Raw genomic sequence first — 19,693 nt, 5'->3', positions numbered from 1 at the left:
TACACTGGATGCGACTTGATATAATGCAGGATTTCCTGACGATTGTTTTATGTATGAATTGTTCAGCCAAGATAATTTGCATGGCATGTCTTGACATTAGTTGAATTTCCTGTTATCCTTACACCACCTAATCAGTAAATTAAGAGTCATAATGCCCGCTTGAGCGCATTCTTGCTGAAATTTTTCTGACTAGTACCACCACCGTTTCAGTTTACCCCGAAGATCAATGCTTCCTGGTTAGCTGATTTTTTTAGCAATGAGTCCGCAAACGTTTGCGCCATTACCTAAGATTTGCTCTCCATGCATATGTGCTTTCATTCTTCTTTCTTGAACTAACACCTTTCCCATCCTATCCTTTCCCTATGAAAAAGACTGTACCCAAGCTGCGTTGGCTAGCTGTTCCAGCGCTTATCTGCTACCTGCCGCTTACCGTAGCTGCTGAGGCTAGCGCAGCTGCTGGCGTGCGCGCGGCACTGCCTTTAGCTGTGGTAATACAAGCCCCTGACGTAACTGTAATTGGTCGTGTAACGGATGAAAAAGGGAGGGCCTGCCCGGTGTGAACGTAGTAGTAAAAGGCACTTCCAACGGCACCAGCACTGATGTTGACGGACGTTACAGCATCACCGTGCCGGACAATGCCACATTAGTAGTTTCCTACGTGGGCTACACGCCCCGGGAAATTGCCGTAGGTGGCCGTACTACTATCGATGTGCCGCTGGCCCCTGATGCTCAAGCCCTATCGGAAGTGGTTGTGCTGGGCTACACGACCCAAAACCGCCAGAACCTGACCAGCGCCGTTAGTCCTGTGGATGTGGCCGCAGCTAAGCGCGCGCCAGTAGCCACTATTACGGAAGCGATTCAGGGCCGCACCACCGGCGTTCAGATTTCGAATAGTGGTACCCCAGGCCAAGCTCCTATCTTTAATATCCGGGGTATTGGCACCCTGAATGGCGGTAGTGCTCCACTGTTTGTAGTAGATGGCCTGTGGACGAACAACATCCGTGATTTAAATCCATCGGATATTGAATCGTTGACGGTACTGAAGGATGCGTCCTCAACATCCATTTATGGCTCTCAGGGGCAAATGGCGTGGTAATTATTACCACCAAGAAGGGTAAAGCGGGTAAGCCAACCATTGGCTTCAATGCCTACGCTGGCGTACAGAATGCAGTAGACCGCTGGGATTTGACAAATGCCAGTGAGTGGGCAGCTCTCAGCCGTGAAGCCTACCAAAACGCCGGCCTGACGCCGCTTGCTTCCGCCCAAAATCCAGAGAATTTTGCCGACACTGACTGGCAGGATGAAATTCTGCGCACCGGCACCGTACAAGACTATAACCTCAACTTCTCGGGCGGCTCTACGGGTGAGAACTTTAGCACCAACTTCCTGATCTCGGGGGCTATTTTAAGCAGAAAGGCGCCCTTATCGGAACCGACTTTGAGCGCTACACGCTCCGCCTTAACTCAGGCCTGACTGCCGGGCGCTTCAAGCTGAGCGAATCCTTGCAACTTGCCCACGCCCTCACCGACTTGCCAAGTGGGGCTCCCTTCCAGGATGCTATCCGTCTGCTGCCTACCATTCCGGTGTATGATCCTACGGAGAGCACTGGTAGCGGCTTTGGTTATGGCAGCCCAGCGGCAAATACCTTCGGTACAAACCCCGTTGCTTCTCAGCTCATCCGCGATGAGTCGCAGTACAACAACCGTTTGCAAGGCAGCGTCAATGCCGAGTACGCCTTCTTCGACTTTCTGTCTTATAAGTTGAATCTGGGGGTAGAAACGCTGGACTACGTTGACCGCAACTCTCGCAAATACGGCCGCATCACCCAGAACCAGCCCCAGAATGAGTACCAGTCCACGTATCAGGAGCAGCGCGGGGATAACTCCTTTCTGATTGTGGAAAACATTCTGGATTTCAACAAGCAGTTCGGAGATCATGGCATCAATGTAATTCTGGGCTACTCGGAGCAAAGAGGCAAAAACACCTTCTCGCGGGGCTTAAACCGCGGATACGGTACGGGCCCGAGCTACAACTTTGTGCTCAGTGCGGGTACTACCAGCCCAGAGGTTACCGGAACAGATTCTGAGTACTCCAAGCGTTCCTATTTCACGCAGGCCGTTTACGATTATAAGAACCGCTACTTGGTTACGGGTAGCTTCCGTCGCGACGGCTCCTCCCGCTTCGACCCCGACAACCGCTATGGTAACTTTGGTGCTGCTTCCCTGGGCTGGCGCATCAGCGAGGAAGATTTCCTGAAGGAATCGGCCCCTTACATCAGCAACCTGAAAGCCCGTGTCAGCTATGGCGTGAACGGTAATGATGCCATTGGTGAATACCGCTACCAAGGCGTTATTAATCAGAATGCTAACTATGTATTCAATGGTAACGTCATAACCGTTGGCTCCATCCAGACGACCATTCCCAGCCAAGGCATCAAGTGGGAATCGCGCTTTACTACCAACTACGGCATAGACCTGGGGCTTTTCGAAGATCGCCTCACTATGTCGGCTGACTACTACACTTCCCGCACGGAGGACGCGCTTGTAAACCCGCTTCTTCCCATTTATTTGGGTAATGCCGGTACGCGTCCTTTTGTGAACATTGGTGATATCGAGAATAAAGGCTTTGAGCTACAACTCGGTTATCAGGACAATCGCAGCGCCTTCACGTATGGTGTTACGGGCAACCTGACTACTGTTAAAAATGAAGTGTTGCGTCTTTCTCAGGAAGGACAGAGCATTCCTAGCGGCGTAACTCGGACAGAAGTTGGTCATCCGGTAGGTGCTTTCTTCCTGATTCCCTTTGATGGCGTATTCCAGACGCAGGAGGAAGTAACCAGACACGTAAATGCTGATGGCCGTGTTATTCAGCCTTATGCTGCTCCTGGCGACGCACGCTACCGCGATACGAACGGTGACGGCCAAATCAACGACTCAGACCGTATTTTCTACGATACCTCTATCCCGAAAATACAGTACGGCTTAGGTGCTAACGCTGGCTTTAAAGGAATTGACTTTTCCCTACTGTTTCAGGGCTCTGGCGGCAACGAATTGTTTAACGTAGCCCGCGCTACCATGGACCGCACCGACGATCCTGCCAACTTCCGCGCCGACTTCACGCCCTGGCGTCCAGATGCTCCGTCCAGCACGACGCCTCGTGCCTTGCAGGGTGGTGGCACTACGGCCAACCTGCGCGAAGCTGCTGCTTCCAATGCCCGGGGCAGCTCACGCTTCTTGGAAGATGGCTCTTACCTGCGCCTGAAAAACATCTCTATCGGCTACACTATTCCTGAGTCACTGACGGGTAAGGTGAAGGGAGTCAGCAATGTGCGCATCTACGTGACGGGCCAAAACGTGCTGACATTCACGGATTACAGTGGTCCAGACCCAGAGATTGTGAATGGCAACTTCTTCGAGCGGGGTGTAGACTTTAGCTCTTTCCCCAACCTACGCACCTTCACGGGCGGAATTCAGCTTGGTTTCTAAACTATTTCGGTTGATCGGCGCTTGTTCTTAGACGCTGATCTTGAACCTATTACCACCCTGTAATCATGAAAATAAATAAGTTTACTGTAGCAGCGCTGGCCGGCATTTTATCGCTGAGCAGCTGCGAAAAAGATCTGCTGGAAAAGGTAAATCCGAATCAGCCTTCAACGCAGGACTTCTGGAAAACACAGGACGATGCGGTCAAGGCAGTTACATCGGCCTACGGAACCTTGCAGTTGCCAGGCACCTATAGCCGCTGGTATTGGTTCGCGACGGATTTGCGCTCGGATGAAGGGTATAGCGCCAGCCCCTGGACGGACCTCGCCAACTTCACCCGGTTTCTGCAGCTCGATTACAATTTCGAGCCCTCCGAGGTAATGTGGACTGACCACTATCGGGCGTGTACCGCTGCAACCAGATCATTGCCAACTTGCCCACCATCACAACGATAGATGCCGGGCTGAAGACGCGGCTGATGGCTGAAGCACACTTCCTGCGTGCTTTATACTACTTCAACCTGACATCCTTGTATGGCAATGTGCCGATGATTCTGGAAGTTTCGACGGCTACTTCGCGTGCGCCGCAAGGAACCATAGAATCAAACTACGCGCAGGTGCTGGCTGACTTAGCCATTGCCGAAGCTGGTTTGCCAACTGATTACACGGGCGCTGATATCGGGCGCGCTACCAAGGGAGCCGCGCAGGCGCTGATGGGTAAGACACTGATGCAGCAACGCAAGTGGGCTGAAGCTTCCGCTCAATTCACGAAAGTGATTAGCTCAGGCAAGTACCGGCTTGCCGATAACTATCTGGACAACTTCACGATGGGCACCGAAAACAATAGCGAATCTGTCTTTGAGGTGCAGTTCTCTGATGCCTTGCAAGGAGATGCGCAAGATGCTCCCGGCGGTTCGGAAGGTAACAACCGGGCACAGTTTTTTGGCCCCCGTGGTATTGGCTGGAGCGATGGCCAGCCCCGGCGCTGGGTGTTTGAAGAGTTTACGGATAAAACCACGACGGGCGGTGTAGATCCTCGCCGCGACATTACGGTGTTTAACTCGTCGATGCCTATTTATGGACGGACCTATGCGCAGCGCGGCTATAATGACCCGAATGAGTTGTTCTGGCGCAAATACCAGAATGACCGCACCCGGACATTTGAGGACTACCACTCAGGTATCAATATTCGCGTAATCCGCTATGCCGACATTCTGCTGATGCAGGCCGAAGCGCTCAATAACCTGGGGCAAACTGCTGCTGCCATTCCGCTGATTAATCAGGTGCGCACCCGGTCGGGGATAGTGCCACTAACAGGCAGCTTCAGCCAGGCGCAGATGAAAACGCAGATTCTGCATGAGCGCGCGACCGAGCTTGCTGGAGAGGGCGTCCGGTTCTTCGATCTGACTCGCTCGGGATTGCTTGATAATCAAGCCGGTGTTGATCAGATCAAGACGCGCGACCAGGACTTCCTCAACTTCGTGCCCGGCAAGTCGGCTTTGCTGCCCCTGCCCCGCACCGACCTCGATATTGATAAGAACATCAAGCAAAACCCAGGTTGGTAAGCTATTGCTGGCCGCGGGCGACTAGCCGCTAGTTATTTCCGTTCCGGGCCGGGACAGTGTGTGACTACCAGTCACCTCTGCTCTGGCCCGGAATTTTTTTGCTGCCGAGGACTGACCTGTAAAAAGCCCCCAGACGCATTCCTCACTTTACATCCTACTTATGCACTTGCTGTACAGTCGCTTTTTAGCGGTATTCGTCCTCTGTATTGGCTTCGTTGGATGTCAGCGCAGCACAACGGTACCAGATGTAGCTACCGCACCAGTACTGGGGGGCATTTCTTCGTTTTCTAATCCTGTTCTCAACGAAGACTTTCCCGACCCAACCGTTATCAAAGCTACTGATGGCTACTACTATGCCTACGGCACGCAAACGGAGCGAAAGGGCAAAGTGCTCAACATACAAGTGGCCCGCTCCCGCGACTTGGTTATGTGGGAGCATCTGGGCGACGCGCTGCCCCAAAAGCCTGCCTGGGCTGATACCACCCAAAACTTCTGGGCTCCGCATGTAAGCTTTCACGATGGCCGCTACTACCTCTATTATTCGGCCGAGCCCAACATGCGCAAGTATCCGGTGAAAGGTAAGGAAGTTAATGGTTTGTGTCTGGCAGTGGCTACAGCTACGTCTCCGGCTGGTCCTTTCATTGATAGTGGTCAGCCGATGCAGTGTGGGCCGGGGTTTGTCAACATTGACCCCATGAGTTTTGACGACCCCGCTACTGGGAAGCGCTTGCTCTACTGGGGCTCCGGGTTTGGTCCGATTAAAGTGCGAGAATTGGCCCCCAATCGTACCACTTTCGCGCCGGGCAGTACTGTTATTGATTTAGTTAAAGCTGATACTTCTAGGACCGCGGACAATTACGAGAAGCTGGTAGAAGGAGCTTGGGTGGTGCTCCGCGATGGGTGGTACTACCTGTTTTACTCCGGCGACAACTGCTGCGGACCCAAGGCCCACTATGCCGTGCTGGTGGCTCGCTCGCGGAGCGCTACTGGTCCCTTCCAAAAGATGGCTGAAGCCACTGGTCGCCCCAATAGCGCTATTCTCGTACGCAATGATCAATGGCTGGCGCCGGGCCACAACTCCGTAATTACCGATGCCGCTGGCCACGATTGGATTGCCTATCATGCCATAAACACGCAAAAAACTGCCACTAGTGGTCAGGCGGGCTCTGGTGGGCGGGTAATGCTCCTAGACCGGCTGGAATACCAGGATGGCTGGCCGCGTGTGGACGCCAATGGTACGCCCTCGGCAAGCCCTGTGCCTGCGCCTGTTATAAGCACTACGCCAGCGGCTAAATAACAGGATCGTGTTGCTCACCAATTTCATGTATTCTGCCCTATTCCCCTTTCTCTATTCTTGTCGATGCTACTAAAACCCGTCTTGCGTAAGCTGCTCACCCTCTCCCTGATCGTAAGCCTGGGAGGGTGTAAAAAATCAGAGAATTCCACCGTTGCGCCACCGCCCTTGGTGGTAGACGAAACAACGTATTCAACCCCGTTGTTGGCTTCTGCCCCTGACCCTTGGGTGTACCAAAAAGACGGCTTCTACTACTTCATGAGCACCACGGGGGGAAATTTATCGTTGCGCAAAACCGCGAAAATGTCGGAGCTGAGCAAAGCGCCGGCTAAGGTTATCTGGACGCCTCCGCCAGGCAACACGTACCGCGACATTTGGGCCCCGGAGATTTATTTTTTCGACGGCAAATGGTACGTCTATTTTAGCGCCGATCCATTCTGCTGCAATGGACACCGTGTGTTTGTATTGGAAAACTCCTCGCCTGACCCCACTACCGGCACTTGGGTTGACAAAGGCCGAATTGCAAATCCGACGGAGGACTTCTGGGCCATCGACGGGACGGTAATGGAGCAGAATGGGCAGCGCTATTTCCTGTGGTCAGGCCACCGGGAAACGGCCGATGGTGTGCAGCGCCTCTACATTTCCAAGATGAGCAATCCCTGGACGCTGACGGGGCCGCGTGTCGAGCTTTCCAGCCCTGAGTACGAGTGGGAAAAAAAGGGCGAACCGGACGTGAACGAAGGCCCGAAGTGCTGAAGCACGGCAACAAAACATTTATCGTGTACTCAGCCAGCCATTGCTCAACCGACGACTACGCCCTGGGCCTATTATCGGCCTCTCAAACTGCTGATCCATTGGACCCCAAATCGTGGACCAAAACCCCAACGCCAGTCTTTGTTAAAAACCCCACCGGCAACGCTTTCGGACCCGGCCACAATGGCTTTTTCCAGTCGCCGGACGGGAAGGAGGACTGGCTGATTTACCATGCCAACGTGGCGACCGGGCAGGGCTGTGGCGATGCGCGGAGCACGCGCATGCAGAAGTTCAGCTGGAATGCCGATGGCACGCCCAACTTTGGCCAGCCAGTACCAACCGGCAGCAAACTGCCAAGGCCCAGTGGTGAATAATAAGCTTCCTTGGCTCTGAATACAGATTTTTTAGTAGCGTTTGCTCCCTACATACTCCTCCCTACTACTCGCTCTTCTTCCACAACCCAATCTTTCTTCCGTGAATAATTTGCTCTCCTCATTCTCCCAAAAAACTGGCTGGCTAGCAGCGCTGGGCGTCAGTGTACTGATTGGTTGTCAGCCGCCGGCTACCACTACGCAACCTGCCGAAAACCCTACTACGGTAGTTACACCCGAGCCCGCAACTCCCGTAGCGCCTGCGGCTCCGCCTATTCCTAACCCGGTGCTTCCCGGCGACTTTCCCGACCCCTCCGTAGCGAAAGTGGGCTCTACGTATTGGGCCACGGCTACTTCGTCGAACTGGGGCCCTGTCTTTCCATTGCTTAAATCCGACAACCTTACCGATTGGAAGATTGTCGGGCACGTGTTCCCAGAATTGCCCCCCAGCTGGGCCGACTACTATTTTTGGGCCCCCGAAATCAATCAGGACAATGGCAAAACCTACGTGTACTACTCCGCCCATAAGAAGGGCGGTAACCTGGCCGTGGGTGTAGCCAGCGCCGACCGTCCCGAAGGCCCTTACCGCGACCATGGCTTCCTGGTAGGACAGCCTGCTGGCTCCATCGATGGCTTTCCGATGCGCGATGAGAAAGGCCAGCTGTATCTTATCTGGAAAGAAGATGGCAACAGTGTAAAGGAGCCAACTCCCATCTGGGCCCAGCGCCTAAATGAAGAGCGCACGGCCCTGACTGGTGAGAAAACCGAGCTGTTTCGCAATACGGCACCCTGGGAAGGAAACCTGGTAGAAGGCGTGGCTATGGTGCGTCACAATGATTACTTCTATGCTTTTTATGCCGCCAATGGCTGCTGTGGCAGTGGCTGCACGTACGCTACGGGCGTAGCCCGCGCCAAAAGCTTGCTCGGACCGTGGGAGAAATACGAGAAAAACCCCATTTTGGCCCCCAACGAAACCTGGAAATGCCCCGGCCATGGTACAGTGGTACAGCACGACAATCGGTGGTACTTTCTGCACCATGCCTACGATAGGGAGGGATTCCAGAATGTGGGCCGCCAGGGTGTACTGAGTGAATTTACCTGGAATGCAGATGGGTGGCCCGAGTTTACGGGCGGCAGCACCCCAGCCGCGCAAACGGCGAACCTTGAGCAATATGACGTAACCGACGAGTTCGACGGAACCGCGCTCGGCTTAGCTTGGCAATGGCCTATTACTGCTAAGCCGAAAGTAGGAGTGAAGGATGGCAAATTGCAGCTTACGGCCCGCTCTGAAGCCGCGGGAGCTATGCTTGGCCAAACGACCTATACCACCAACTACACCGCCACCACCCAATTCGACCCCACGACTTTGCCCGCTGGCGTACAGGCCGGCCTCACGACCATCGGGAATGTGGAGAACACCTTGGCTCTTACAGCTGGCGGCGGCAAGCTCCGGCTGTGGCAACTGAAGAAAGGCAAGCGCGAAAACCTAGGTGAAACAGCCATGCCCAAGGGTAAGAATCTGACGTTGCGGGTGCAAGCTGAGGGCGGCACCAAATACCGGTTTGCCTACAGTCCAGATGGTGGCCAGACCTGGCAAAACGTGCCCGCCAGCGGCGACGCCATTGATGGCAGCTTTCTGCCACCCTGGGATTTGGGTGTGCGCGTGGGCGTCCTGGCCCAAGGCTCAAACTCGGCTACGGTCGCTTTTGATCGGTTTACGCTGGACAATCAATAGCAGAAGCAGCAAGTGCTTACTTTGCTAATCTTAGCGGGTAAGCTCTTGCATGTAGCTAGTGGATGTGAACAGAATTTGCCCCCCAAGCGCTATTTGCTATGACTCAATCCTTTTTTCGCTTCAAAAGCCGCAGCTCGTTAGCGGGAATACTGCTTCTTTTGACCTTGGCTAGCGGGTGGGCGTCGGCCCAGAACATGGTGCCGCTGAACCGGCCTACGTATTACCCGCGTGTCATTCGGCTACAGCACAGCGGCGCGGCCAATGGTCGGCTGCTGGCCAGCTTTGATTCGGGCAGAACCGGCAACATCTACGAAAGCCCGGATAATGGGCAAACTTGGCAGGCGGTAGCGGAAGTAACCGAGACCACGCCGCCCGGTAACTGTTGCAGTGGCTTGTATGAGGTGCCGCGCCAGCTCGGCAACACGGCGGCGGGCACGCTATTCTGGTCAACCTCGGTAGGTACGGATAAAGGTGGACGCGGCCCGTGCTCTATTCGCATTTACCGTAGCCTCGACCAAGGCCGCACCTGGAGCTATTTCTCAACCCCAGTCAGCGGGTTTATTGGGTTGTGGGAGCCGGAGTTTGGCGTGGACAAGCAAGGCCGATTGGTGGTGTACTACTCAAGCGAAGAGCGCAAAGCCAATGGCTACAATCAGATGCTGGCGCACAAAGTCTCGCTGGATGGTGGCCTGACCTGGGGCGAAGAAGTGCTGGACGTAGGCATGAACGACGGCAAAAGACGCCCCGGAATGCCTTTGGTAAAGCAACTGCCCAACGGCAGCTTCGTGATGACCTACGAAATTTGCGGCACTGGCTGCGATACCTACATTCGCACTTCGCCGGACGGCGTCACCTGGGGCGACCCAGCCCATGAGGGCACACGCGTAGAATCGACGGCGGGGCACCACTTTGAGCACGCACCCACCCTGGCCTGGGCCCCGGTACCGGGTAAGAAAGATGGTCAGCTACTGGTTATCGGGCAGATGTTGCTCAACAACGCCGACAACACCATAGCCCCCGACAATGGCAAAGTGTATATGGTAAATACGAACAACGGCATCGGTCCCTGGACTGAAGTGCCTGCGCCCGTTCCTGTACCCGATGCCAAAGACAATCCTTGCCCCAACTACAGCTCCCAGCTGTTGCCCTCCGCCGATGGCCTGACGGTACTGGAAGTAGCCCTCCGCATGACCGAAAATGGCTGTCGGGCCTTCTATAGCACAGCGCCAGTGAGCACTTCTACTTTTCAAAAAGGCTCCCCAAACAAGAAAGCGCGAAAGTCAAAGTAAATACGTGGCGCTTCCTGTACGTCGCGCGTTGTTGGGGCTATACTTGGGTATATTTTAATTTTGTCTTTGTGAGGGACTTAGCGAAGTAACGGGCGGTGAAGCGCAAAGCTTATTTCGCTGTATTCGGTAAGGTAAATATAAGTTGCAAAAAGCCCCCAGCGATAAGTCTGGGGGCTTTTTTGGTGCGCCTCTTCACCACGTACTTCCTGCTTTTCAATGTTAAGCAGCAAAGGAACGGATTCGTTAGTGCTATCAATTTTTGTATTTTGATAAGATTAGATAGCAATTGATAATTTCATTTATAGTGTATTCACTAGGTACTATCTTATATAAAAAGCCACAAATCTTGCGAATACGCGGTTTTCAGGGCCTCACTGCAAAAATCTGCGTGGTTTTTGCGAAATTGTAGCTGTCTTATTATGGTCCTGACGGCGTGAGTATGAAGCATATTGTCTTTGGTTGGTTTTGTTTGCTGATAATGGGGGGAAGCGTGCCTGTGTGGGCACAACAAGCCAAGCCCAAGCCACCGGTTGCGGCCGGCGCTGTGGCGGCGCCTCGACCGAAGGGCAAGCTTTCGCAGGAGCCAGCTCAGTATATTCTGGATGTGCAGGCCATGATGGCCAGCACCAACAATGCGGCGGCCAAAGCCTCCGCAGCCAGCTTGCAGCAGCTTTGGGCCAGCAATAAGCTCACGGCCACGCAGCAGGGAACCATTGTAGCCGTTTCCCAGCAGATGCTGGAAAAGAAATACCGGCCTCGGCCACACTTTGAATCCTTGTTCAACGCGGTGCTGGCGGGCGCCAATCAGAATCTCTCCGATCAGCAGATGACGGAGCTGCTTGGCGTAATAGCCAAAGCGGTGGAGAAAGAGGATCTACTGACGACCGAGAAGTTTCTGACCAACACCGCGCAGTTTTTGAACACCAAAACGCTCTATCGCTCGCGCTACAATAATCTGCGGGTAGTGGGGGGCAATTTTACCTTCGCCTACAACGAAAACGACAACCCGCTTCCTGCTCCACCCCGGCCCAAGCTGGTGGCGCCCACACCCGTGCCCGTAGCCAAAACGGAGCCGCTGCCTACTACGCCTGCCGCCAAGCCGGCTGCTAAGCCAAAGCCAGCGAAGAAGAAAAGCAATGATGGCTGGGACACCGCCGACCTCTGGGACTCGGGCAGCGACAATGGCTGGGGCAACGACGATGGCTGGGGCACGCCCAAGAAGAAAGCGCCAGCGAAAGCTCCCGCCAAAACCGCTGCCAAAACGCCGGCAAAAGCTGCTACGCCTGTAAAAGCGCCCGAACCTGCTCCGGAGCCCGTTTTCGTTGACAACAGCAGCTACGATACGTACATGGCACCGCCCACCCGCGGCCCGGTGCTTATTATAAAAGACGCCGACCTGCTGATGGCCACTCCCGGCGACAGCATTGTGCTGCGCAAAACCAGCGGTATTGTGGTGCCCGGCCGAAGCAGCTTTGTGGGGCAGGGCGGGCAAATGGCCTGGACCATCAACAACAATCCGGTCACGGCTGACATGACCAGCTACGACTTTGATATTGCCAAAGCCGAGTTCACCGCCGAGCCCGTTACCCTGACATACCCGGCGGTGCTTGAAGCACCTGTTGAGGGGGCTTTTTCTTACAAAAGCGTCAAGAAAAAGCCCGGCGCCACCGACTCGGGCTACCCGCGCTTTATCTCTCTGACCAATGACGCTCGGGTAAAAAACCTCGGCGACAACATTCGCTACGTGGGGGGCTTTTCCTTGGCTGGTAGCAAGATGCTCAGCGCATCGCTCGACGGTAGCTTGTCGCGCATTACAGTGGAGGCTGATGGCAAAACCAAGTTTGCGGCCACGTCGCGGGCCTATGTGCTGGGCGACTCTATCATTACGGCGGCCCGTGCCGGCGTTACTATTTATCAGGATAAAGCCGACTCTCTGACGCACCCTGGCGTGAAGCTCAAGTACAGCAAGCGCGGTCAGGTATTGCAGCTGAATCGGGAGGATGGCTTATATAAAACTACGCCCTACTACGACTCTTATCATCAGATGGAAATTGCGACGGAGCTGCTTACCTGGCCCATTCGCACGCCGCTGATCGACTTCTCGATGCTGACTGCCAAAAATCAGGTCACGGCCAGCTTCGAGTCGAAAGAGTTTTACACCAATACGCGCTACCAGCAAATCAAGGCCATTAATAAGCTGCACCCGCTGCAAATGGTGGTGGGCTACAGCCAGACGCACGGCGATGCCAAAACCTTCACGGTTGCGCAGATGGCCGCCGATTTGAAAGTGAAGGAAGCCAACGTGCGCTCTGCCGTATCCGGCCTCGCCCGCGACGGCTACGTGGCCTGGAATGCCAGCACCGACGAGGTGACCCTGCTGCCCAAAGCCACTCACTATGTGCGCTCCTCACGAGGTAAAAAAGACTATGACCACATCGCTATTAAATCGTTGTCGCCGGGCGGGAAGAACGCGACGCTTGACCTGAACAGCAACGATCTGATTGTGCGCGGCGTGGACCGCTTCAACTTCTCCGACGACTCAATAACGGTGTATGTGAAGCCCGACAGCAGCACGATTCGCATCCAGAAGAACCGTGGTGTGCTGTTCAACGGTACGGTGGTGGCTTCGGCCTTTATCTTCAAAGGCAAAGAGTTTAAGTTCGACTACGACGGCTTCTTCATTGATCTGGTGAAGATTGACTCCATCATCGTGAAGGGCAAAAACTCGAAAGGCTCGGTGATGAAGACGCGCAAAGACACCGACTTTGCCCTGACCAACAAGAAGAAAAGCTCGTCGGGTAAGCTCTACATCAACGACCCCAAGAACAAGTCGGGCCGCAAGCGGCTGGGCGCGTATCCTTCCTTCGACGCTTCCACCGGTGCTTACGTGTTCTTCAACAAGCCCGAAGTACTGGGCGGCGCCTACGATACAGCCGTGTACTTCGATATTCCGCCTTTCCGCCTTGACTCGCTCAATAACAAAAATCGTTCGGCCGTCGGGTTCAAGGGTACGTTCATGTCGGGGGCATTTTGCCGCCTATCAAAACCAAGCTGAGTCTTCAGGAAGACGGTTCGCTGGGCTTCAACTACAATGCTCCCAAGGAAGGCCTGCCGGTGTACGGGGGCAAAGGTCGTCTGTACAACAAGGTGCAGATGAGCAACCGCGGTATTCAGGGCAACGGCGAACTGACTTACCTCGTGGGCAAGCTCCAAAGCGAGCAGTTTATCTTTTATCAGGACTCCGTCGTGACCTCCGGTAAGTCGGGAAATATTGCGCAGGGGCCACTCAATGGCGTGAATTACGCCAACGTAGCGCTGCTGCCGGGCTACGAGATGAAGTGGGTGGTGAAAGCCGACTCCATGTATATCAGTACCCCACGCGACGGCATGGCCATGAAGTTCTACGCCGGTGAATATGGCTTCAAGGGCACAACCGTTTTAACTCCTGGGGGCTTTATGGCAACGGTGGGTTAGACGGGCCGCAGTCATTTATTCGCTCGCAGCAGTTTACCTTCTTGCCTACCAGCTATAAGGGTAAAAAATCGACGCTCAGCATCAAATCATCGGAAGCCAACAAGCCCGCCCTGACCGCCAACGAAGTAGCTTTCGATTACGATATCAAGCAGGGCTACGCCAACTTCACCCGCGAAGAAGGCAGCAAGGCCAGCATCGACCTGCCGTATTCTGACTTTAAAACCACGTTGAGTGGTGGCCGCTGGGACTTCAAGAAGAAATTCGTGCAGATGCGCGTGGCCCCCGGCGCCGACTCTACCAAGGCTTATTTCTTCTCTACCAAAGAAGAGCAGAAAGGGCTGAAATTCAGAGGCACTACGGGGCAGTACGACCTGAGCCGCTACCGCTTGGTAGCCGGTGGTGTGCCCTACATTGCTGCCGCCGACGCCTGGATCACGCCCGACAGCAGTAAAGTGTATGTGCTGGGCAGCGGCCAGATGCGATCCTTCCAGAACGCTGGTATCGTGATGGATACGCTGAGCAAATTCCACGAGTTGTATAAGGGCCAGATAGAAATTAAGTCGCGTACGTCCTTCACAGGCAATGCACTGTACAGCTACCAGAACGCTACGGCCGACTCCTTTGCCATCAAGTTTGCCAACTTCGCCGTCGATTCGGTGGCGGTGAAAGGGAGCTTGGCTAATGTCGGCAAGGGTGGCGGCAAAGGCTTACTGGGGGGCAAAAAAGAAAACATTATGAGCCCCTTGGCGCCGCCCACGGTGGCGGTGGCCAATATTCAGGCCGCTGATAAATTCAAGCTCGCGCCGCGGGTTCCTTATCGGGGCAATGTGCGCCTGAACTCCCAGCGTAAAGGGTTCATCTTCGATGGGCAGGCCCGCCTCGACTTCAGCTCCCAGCCTTCGGCCAGCGGCTGGTTTGCCGTTCAGGACAGCATCGACCCCAAAGACATGCGCATCAAGCTTCAGGATCTGACTTCGGAAGATGGCTCACCGATGCTTACGGGTCTGTTTATGTCGGGTAGCACGGCCAAATTATACCCGCTCTTCGCGGCTGTGAAGCCCGACGTAACCGACCTGAACGTCTTCAGGGTAGACGGCACCATGCGCTTCGACGCCAAAAAGCGCAACTTTACTATTGCCCGTCATGATGCCGATGACATTAACATCTATGAAGGTCAGGTTCTGAAACTGGATGATGCAACAGGAGTAATGAACTTCCGGGGCAAGATGGAGCTGATTGCCTCCAACAAAGACTACTCGCTGACCGCGGCAGGCGTAGGCAAAGCCAAGCCCGACAGTAACCGCTACGAGCTGGACACCTTCATGGCGTTCGACATTAACATGCCCGAAAAAGCCATTGAGGCTATGGCCGCCGATATAGCCGGCAGCATCAAAGGGGCTCCCGAGGCGCTAGATGGCTCGCAGAATGAGCTGTATAAGCTGGGTGAGTTTATTGGTAGCAAGGCAGTTCAAAGCTACGCGGCCCGCAAAGGCAGCTATGTGCCCTGCAAAAGTTGTCTTCTAAATTGCTGCATACCCTGGTGCTGAGCAAGGTAAATCTGGAGTGGTCGGAGAAGAAAAAGGCCTGGTACTCGGTGGGCAAAATTGGCCTGGCTAGCGTAGGCAAAAAGGACCTGAATGCGCTGATTGATGGCTACATCGAAATCAAGCGTGAGAGCACCGGCGACGCGGTCGAAATCTACCTAGAGGCCGAGCCCCGCACGTGGTACTACATCAAGTACACCAACAACGTGGTGCTGGTCAAGGCCCAGCACGGCTCCTTCGATGAGATTATCAGTCTCAAAGCCAAGGGCGATTATAACACGGCCACGCAGTACGGGTTCTATCTCGGCGACGACCAGGAAGTGCAGCTCTTCCTCGACCATTTCCGCAAAGACTACTTGGGCGAAGACCTCAAAAAGCGCAAAGCGGCCCCCATTGTAAGTGGCAACGACGACACGAGCACATTCGACAACATGGGGGATACTGGCAAAAAGAAGAAAAAGAAGAAGCAGGACGCCGTAGTGGACGAAGGCACCACGCCCGCCGCTGACGCTCCGGTAGAAGAGCCTAGCCGCAAAAAGAAAAAGAAGAACGAAGCTGTAGATCAAGCCGCGCCACCCGCCGATGCGCCGGTGGAAGAGCCCAAAAAAGAAAAAAAGAAGAAGAAAAAAGCTGCCGAGGAAGACCCCTTCGGCGACTCCTAAAAAGTAAAAGCCTCTATACAAAAAAGCCCCCAGAAACTTTCTGGGGGCTTTTTTGTGAGTTGATCATTATATAGAGGCGGTCATGCAGACGAAGGAAACATCTTACGTGCGGTCGTTGCCATCATACACATATCTTCTGTCATCCTGACGAAGGAAGGACCTTATCACGTTGAAATACCTTGTTCAACTGCGATAAGGTCCTTCCTTCGTCAGGATGACAGAAGATATGAGAGCGAATGCTACTGTGTGCGTATAAGGCGGAGTCAACTTCTATCTTTGAGCAACTCCGCACCTGCTGCCTTTCCACCCTATGAACATTCCTATCGTGCTTGGCCTCTTGGTGGCCGCTTACCTTATCGGCTCCATCCCCACGGCTCTGTGGGTGGGAAAGTGGTTTTTCGGGCTCGATATCCGGGAGCATGGTAGTGGCAATTCGGGGGCTACCAACACCTTTCGGGTGCTGGGCAAGCGCCCCGGCTCGGTGGTGATGGCCATTGATGTATTCAAGGGCTGGGCCGCCACGTCGCTGGCTATGGTGATGCTGAACCAAGGAGCTATTCAGGCTGGTAACTTATTATATTTCCAGCTGGCCTGCGGCGTACTGGCCGTGGTAGGCCACATTTATCCCATTTATGCGGGCTTCCGGGGTGGCAAAGGCGTAGCCACTGTGCTGGGTATGATGCTGGCTATTGCGCCCGCGACCGTGGGCGTGTGTATCCTAATTTTTCTGGCCGTGCTGCTGCTTTCCCGCTACGTGTCGCTCTCCTCGATGGCCGCCGGCGTAGCCTTTGCGCTCTTGCAGCTACTGCCCCCGTTTCGGCCTGATAACTCGCTGCTGCTGGTATTCGGCTTCGTGCTGGCTGGTTTGTTGATTTACACTCACCGAGCTAATATCGGCCGCCTGCGGGCCGGGACGGAGAGCCGCGTGCCGCTGTTTGGGCGGAAGTAAAGGGCGTGACTATAGGCACTAAGCCGTCATTTTTGTCAATAGTATATTTCTCGTTGATTAGAAAAAGCTTGTAGCGGAGCAGAGCAGACTTTACTAAAATAACTGTCGGGCTTCTGTAACCTTCCCGATATAGCGCAGTGTCCATGAGCAAAACGTACTCAGTCAATTTCTGCTCAGCTCACATTCGACAACTGCTTCATGCGGGTACTACTTCTGACATCATTTCTTGGACTAGCAAGTTGCTCTCCAAGCGCTATCGTTCCCCAAGACGTGGTTGCGGCGCAAAAGCAAACGCTACCTGCCGTTCAGGATACGCTTGTTGATGTGGGCGGACACCGATTGCACTTCAATGTTTGGCCAGGCAAGGCGCCAGCTATTCTGTTTGAAGCGGGGGGCGGTGATGACTTATCCACCTGGAAAAAGATAGTAGAGCCCGTGTACCGCGCCACAGGAGCTACGGTAATTACCTACGACCGCGCCGGGTTTGGCAAGAGCGAGCTAAATGCTGATCGGATGAGCTTACATGCGCAAGTCGCGGACTTGAAATCAGGTCTTGCCAAGCTAGGAGTTGACGACAGATACGTGTTGGTAGGTCACTCATTTGGGGGGTATTTTTCTACGTTATTTGCTGCTCAATACCCTAAGCAAGTGAAGCATGTTGTGCTGCTGGATGCCGCGCATGTCGCCTTTTATACCGACGCGCGGGTGAGCAGCTTTCAAACGGAGTATGCGGCATTAAAGGCAAAGTTCAAGCAGGAAGACCAGGGCAAGTACTGGATGCTCGAAAATGCTATGGAGGATAAGCTGGAGATGGCCAAAAGCCCCTTTCCAGCCTCAGTTCCAGTTGTTGACGTGCTAGCAGAAACTCCTTACGGCAATAGCGAAGCAGAACGGGCCGAGTGGGCCCAGGTGCATGAGCAGTTCGTGGCTGCGGCACCCAACAGACGGTTGATAAAAGCCGCGGGCAGTGGGCACTATATTATGAGCGACCGGCCGGAGCTAGTCGTTGAGACGATTGCGCAAGCCTACCGTGAGGGCCAGGGTGGAAGAAAGGAATAAGGGAAGGTTGAACAGCGACGCTATTTGTTGGTAATTACAACTTATATCGTTTGGGGCAGAGCGCGTACCGTGTGCCCTGCTACCTTCGTAGTCCCAACTAACCTTACCGCCCCATGCCTACTTACCTCGACCAAAACAAGGAGCGCTTTCTGTCCGAGCTGCTCGATTGGCTCCGTATTCCGTCCGTTTCCGCTGACCCCAAGTTTCAGGGCGATGTGCTAAAAGCCGCCGACTTTCTCAAAGCCCGCCTAGAGGAAGCTGGTGTAGAAAACGTGGAGCTTTGCCAGACCGCCGGCTACCCTATCGTGTACGGCGACAAAATCATTGACCCTAGTTTGCCCACTGTGCTTGTGTACGGTCACTACGATGTGCAGCCCGCCGACCCGTATGAGCTGTGGACATCGCCGCCATTTGAGCCGGTCATTAAGGACGAGAAGATCTACGCGCGCGGCGCCTGCGACGATAAAGGCCAAGTGTATATGCACGTGAAGGCCTTCGAGATGATGAGCCAGGACGGTGGCGTGCCCTGCAATGTCAAGTTTATGATTGAGGGCGAGGAGGAAGTAGGCTCCAGCAACCTCAGCATCTTTGTGAAAGCCAACAAGGAGAAGCTGAAGGCCGATGTCATTCTGATTTCGGATACCGGCATGCTCTCCAACGACGTGCCCAGCATCGAGGTGGGCTTGCGCGGCCTGAGCTACCACGAGGTAGAAGTGACCGGCCCCAACCGCGACCTGCACTCCGGTATCTACGGCGGCGCGGTGCCCAACCCCATCAATGTGCTCTGCAAGATGATTGCCAGCCTGCACGACGAGAACAACCACATTACGGTAGCCGGCTTCTACGATAACGTGGACGAGCTAAGCGCCGAGGAGCGGGCCGAAATGGCCAAAGCCCCGCACTCCGACGAGGAGTTCAAAAAAAGCATCGGCCTAAAGGATATTCACGGCGAGAAAGGCTACAGCACCATCGAGCGCACCAGCATCCGACCCACGCTGGACGTGAACGGTATCTGGGGTGGCTACACCGGCGAGGGCGCCAAAACGGTCATTGCCTCCAAGGCCTACGCCAAAATCTCGATGCGCCTGGTACCCCACCAGACCTCGGCCGAAATCACGCAGAAGTTTCAGCAGCATTTTGAAAAAATCGCCCCCCAGGGCGTTACGGTGAAGGTAACGCCCCACCACGGCGGCGAGCCCGTGGTTACGCCCACCGATTCGGTGGCATACCAGGCGGCGGCCAAAGCTATTGAAACCACTTATGGTAAAAAGCCGGTGCCCACGCGCGGCGGCGGCTCCATTCCCATTGTGGCCATGTTCAAGTCGGAGCTAGGGCTGGATACGGTGCTGCTCGGCTTCGGCCTGGATTCCGATGCCATTCACTCACCCAATGAGCATTTTGGCGTGTTCAACTTCCTGAAGGGCATCGAAACCATTCCGCACTTCTACCGCAACTACGCGGCAGCCAGCAAGTAATAATTGCCTCTTCATATAGCAAAAAAGCCCCCAGCACCGGTG

At 54.6% G+C, this 19,693-nt stretch carries 16 protein-coding genes and 1 pseudogene; all 17 read left to right on the top strand.

What is annotated here, in order from left to right; all coding sequences use genetic code 11:
* Positions 1 to 362 precede the first annotated feature (362 nt).
* The 17 genes and pseudogenes from H9L05_RS04590 to H9L05_RS04510 all read left to right on the top strand — a co-directional run bounded on the left by H9L05_RS04590 (position 363) and on the right by H9L05_RS04510 (position 19,651).
* Entirely contained in the window at positions 363 to 560 is a 198-nt protein-coding gene (locus H9L05_RS04590; protein ID WP_187733209.1) for a hypothetical protein, read from the top strand.
* Entirely contained in the window at positions 557 to 1,096 is a 540-nt protein-coding gene (locus tag H9L05_RS04585; RefSeq protein ID WP_187733208.1) for a TonB-dependent receptor plug domain-containing protein, read from the top strand. Before H9L05_RS04590 ends, H9L05_RS04585 begins: the two co-directional genes overlap by 4 nt.
* Complete coding sequence (locus H9L05_RS04580) at positions 1,090 to 1,473, top strand: hypothetical protein (RefSeq protein WP_187733207.1); 384 nt, start codon at positions 1,090 to 1,092, stop codon at positions 1,471 to 1,473. Before H9L05_RS04585 ends, H9L05_RS04580 begins: the two co-directional genes overlap by 7 nt.
* Positions 1,425 to 3,485 carry a SusC/RagA family TonB-linked outer membrane protein gene (locus H9L05_RS04575; RefSeq protein ID WP_187734182.1) on the top strand — a complete coding sequence of 687 codons (2,061 nt, stop codon included), beginning with the start codon at positions 1,425 to 1,427 and terminating at the stop codon, positions 3,483 to 3,485. Before H9L05_RS04580 ends, H9L05_RS04575 begins: the two co-directional genes overlap by 49 nt.
* A gap of 65 nt (positions 3,486 to 3,550) precedes the next feature.
* Positions 3,551 to 3,937 carry a hypothetical protein gene (locus H9L05_RS04570; RefSeq protein WP_187733206.1) on the top strand — a complete coding sequence of 129 codons (387 nt, stop codon included), beginning with the start codon at positions 3,551 to 3,553 and terminating at the stop codon, positions 3,935 to 3,937.
* The gene (locus H9L05_RS04565; protein ID WP_187733205.1) at positions 3,886 to 5,046 is read left to right on the top strand and encodes a RagB/SusD family nutrient uptake outer membrane protein; all 1,161 of its coding nucleotides are present in this window, start codon (positions 3,886 to 3,888) and stop codon (positions 5,044 to 5,046) included. Before H9L05_RS04570 ends, H9L05_RS04565 begins: the two co-directional genes overlap by 52 nt.
* A 160-nt stretch (positions 5,047 to 5,206) precedes the next feature.
* Positions 5,207 to 6,343, top strand: a complete 1,137-nt coding sequence (locus tag H9L05_RS04560; protein ID WP_187733204.1) for a glycoside hydrolase family 43 protein — start codon at positions 5,207 to 5,209, stop codon at positions 6,341 to 6,343.
* A 63-nt stretch (positions 6,344 to 6,406) separates the two neighbouring features.
* Positions 6,407 to 7,467, top strand: a pseudogene (locus tag H9L05_RS26720) (glycoside hydrolase family 43 protein).
* A 100-nt stretch (positions 7,468 to 7,567) separates the two neighbouring features.
* A complete protein-coding gene (locus H9L05_RS04550) occupies positions 7,568 to 9,199 on the top strand; it encodes a family 43 glycosylhydrolase (protein ID WP_223284730.1) in 1,632 nt (543 codons plus the stop codon).
* A 98-nt stretch (positions 9,200 to 9,297) separates the two neighbouring features.
* Positions 9,298 to 10,488, top strand: coding sequence for an exo-alpha-sialidase (locus H9L05_RS04545; RefSeq protein ID WP_187733203.1), 1,191 nt, complete (start codon positions 9,298 to 9,300; stop codon positions 10,486 to 10,488).
* A 496-nt stretch (positions 10,489 to 10,984) separates the two neighbouring features.
* Positions 10,985 to 13,543, top strand: coding sequence for a hypothetical protein (locus tag H9L05_RS04540; RefSeq protein WP_187733202.1), 2,559 nt, complete (start codon positions 10,985 to 10,987; stop codon positions 13,541 to 13,543).
* A complete protein-coding gene (locus H9L05_RS04535; protein ID WP_187733201.1) occupies positions 13,519 to 13,962 on the top strand; it encodes a hypothetical protein in 444 nt (147 codons plus the stop codon). Before H9L05_RS04540 ends, H9L05_RS04535 begins: the two co-directional genes overlap by 25 nt.
* Before the next feature lie 41 nt (positions 13,963 to 14,003).
* The gene (locus H9L05_RS04530) at positions 14,004 to 15,509 is read left to right on the top strand and encodes a hypothetical protein (protein ID WP_187733200.1); all 1,506 of its coding nucleotides are present in this window, start codon (positions 14,004 to 14,006) and stop codon (positions 15,507 to 15,509) included.
* Entirely contained in the window at positions 15,488 to 16,168 is a 681-nt protein-coding gene (locus H9L05_RS04525; protein WP_187733199.1) for a hypothetical protein, read from the top strand. Before H9L05_RS04530 ends, H9L05_RS04525 begins: the two co-directional genes overlap by 22 nt.
* A gap of 310 nt (positions 16,169 to 16,478) precedes the next feature.
* A complete protein-coding gene (gene plsY, locus H9L05_RS04520; protein ID WP_187733198.1) occupies positions 16,479 to 17,117 on the top strand; it encodes a glycerol-3-phosphate 1-O-acyltransferase PlsY in 639 nt (212 codons plus the stop codon).
* A gap of 270 nt (positions 17,118 to 17,387) precedes the next feature.
* Positions 17,388 to 18,176: an alpha/beta fold hydrolase gene (locus H9L05_RS04515; protein WP_187733197.1), complete on the top strand. Its 789-nt coding sequence runs from the start codon at positions 17,388 to 17,390 to the stop codon at positions 18,174 to 18,176.
* 113 nt (positions 18,177 to 18,289) lie between these two features.
* Complete coding sequence (locus H9L05_RS04510; RefSeq protein ID WP_187733196.1) at positions 18,290 to 19,651, top strand: dipeptidase; 1,362 nt, start codon at positions 18,290 to 18,292, stop codon at positions 19,649 to 19,651.
* Positions 19,652 to 19,693: the final 42 nt, after the last annotated feature.

The sequence above is a fragment of the Hymenobacter qilianensis genome (genome assembly GCF_014489555.1).
Lineage (GTDB): Bacteria > Bacteroidota > Bacteroidia > Cytophagales > Hymenobacteraceae > Hymenobacter > Hymenobacter qilianensis.
The sequence above is the reverse complement of the archived record's forward strand: the minus strand, read 5'-3'. Positions and strand labels throughout refer to the sequence as shown.

What these genes read in the sequence shown, in the direction of transcription:
- H9L05_RS04590 (WP_187733209.1), top strand. Translation starts at nt 363, where the DNA reads ATGAAAAAGACTGTACCCAAGCTGCGTTGGCTAGCTGTTCCAGCGCTT.
- H9L05_RS04570 (WP_187733206.1), top strand. Translation starts at nt 3,551, where the DNA reads ATGAAAATAAATAAGTTTACTGTAGCAGCGCTGGCCGGCATTTTATCG.
- H9L05_RS04560 (WP_187733204.1), top strand. Translation starts at nt 5,207, where the DNA reads ATGCACTTGCTGTACAGTCGCTTTTTAGCGGTATTCGTCCTCTGTATT.
- H9L05_RS04545 (WP_187733203.1), top strand. Translation starts at nt 9,298, where the DNA reads ATGACTCAATCCTTTTTTCGCTTCAAAAGCCGCAGCTCGTTAGCGGGA.
- plsY (WP_187733198.1), top strand. Translation starts at nt 16,479, where the DNA reads ATGAACATTCCTATCGTGCTTGGCCTCTTGGTGGCCGCTTACCTTATC.
- H9L05_RS04510 (WP_187733196.1), top strand. Translation starts at nt 18,290, where the DNA reads ATGCCTACTTACCTCGACCAAAACAAGGAGCGCTTTCTGTCCGAGCTG.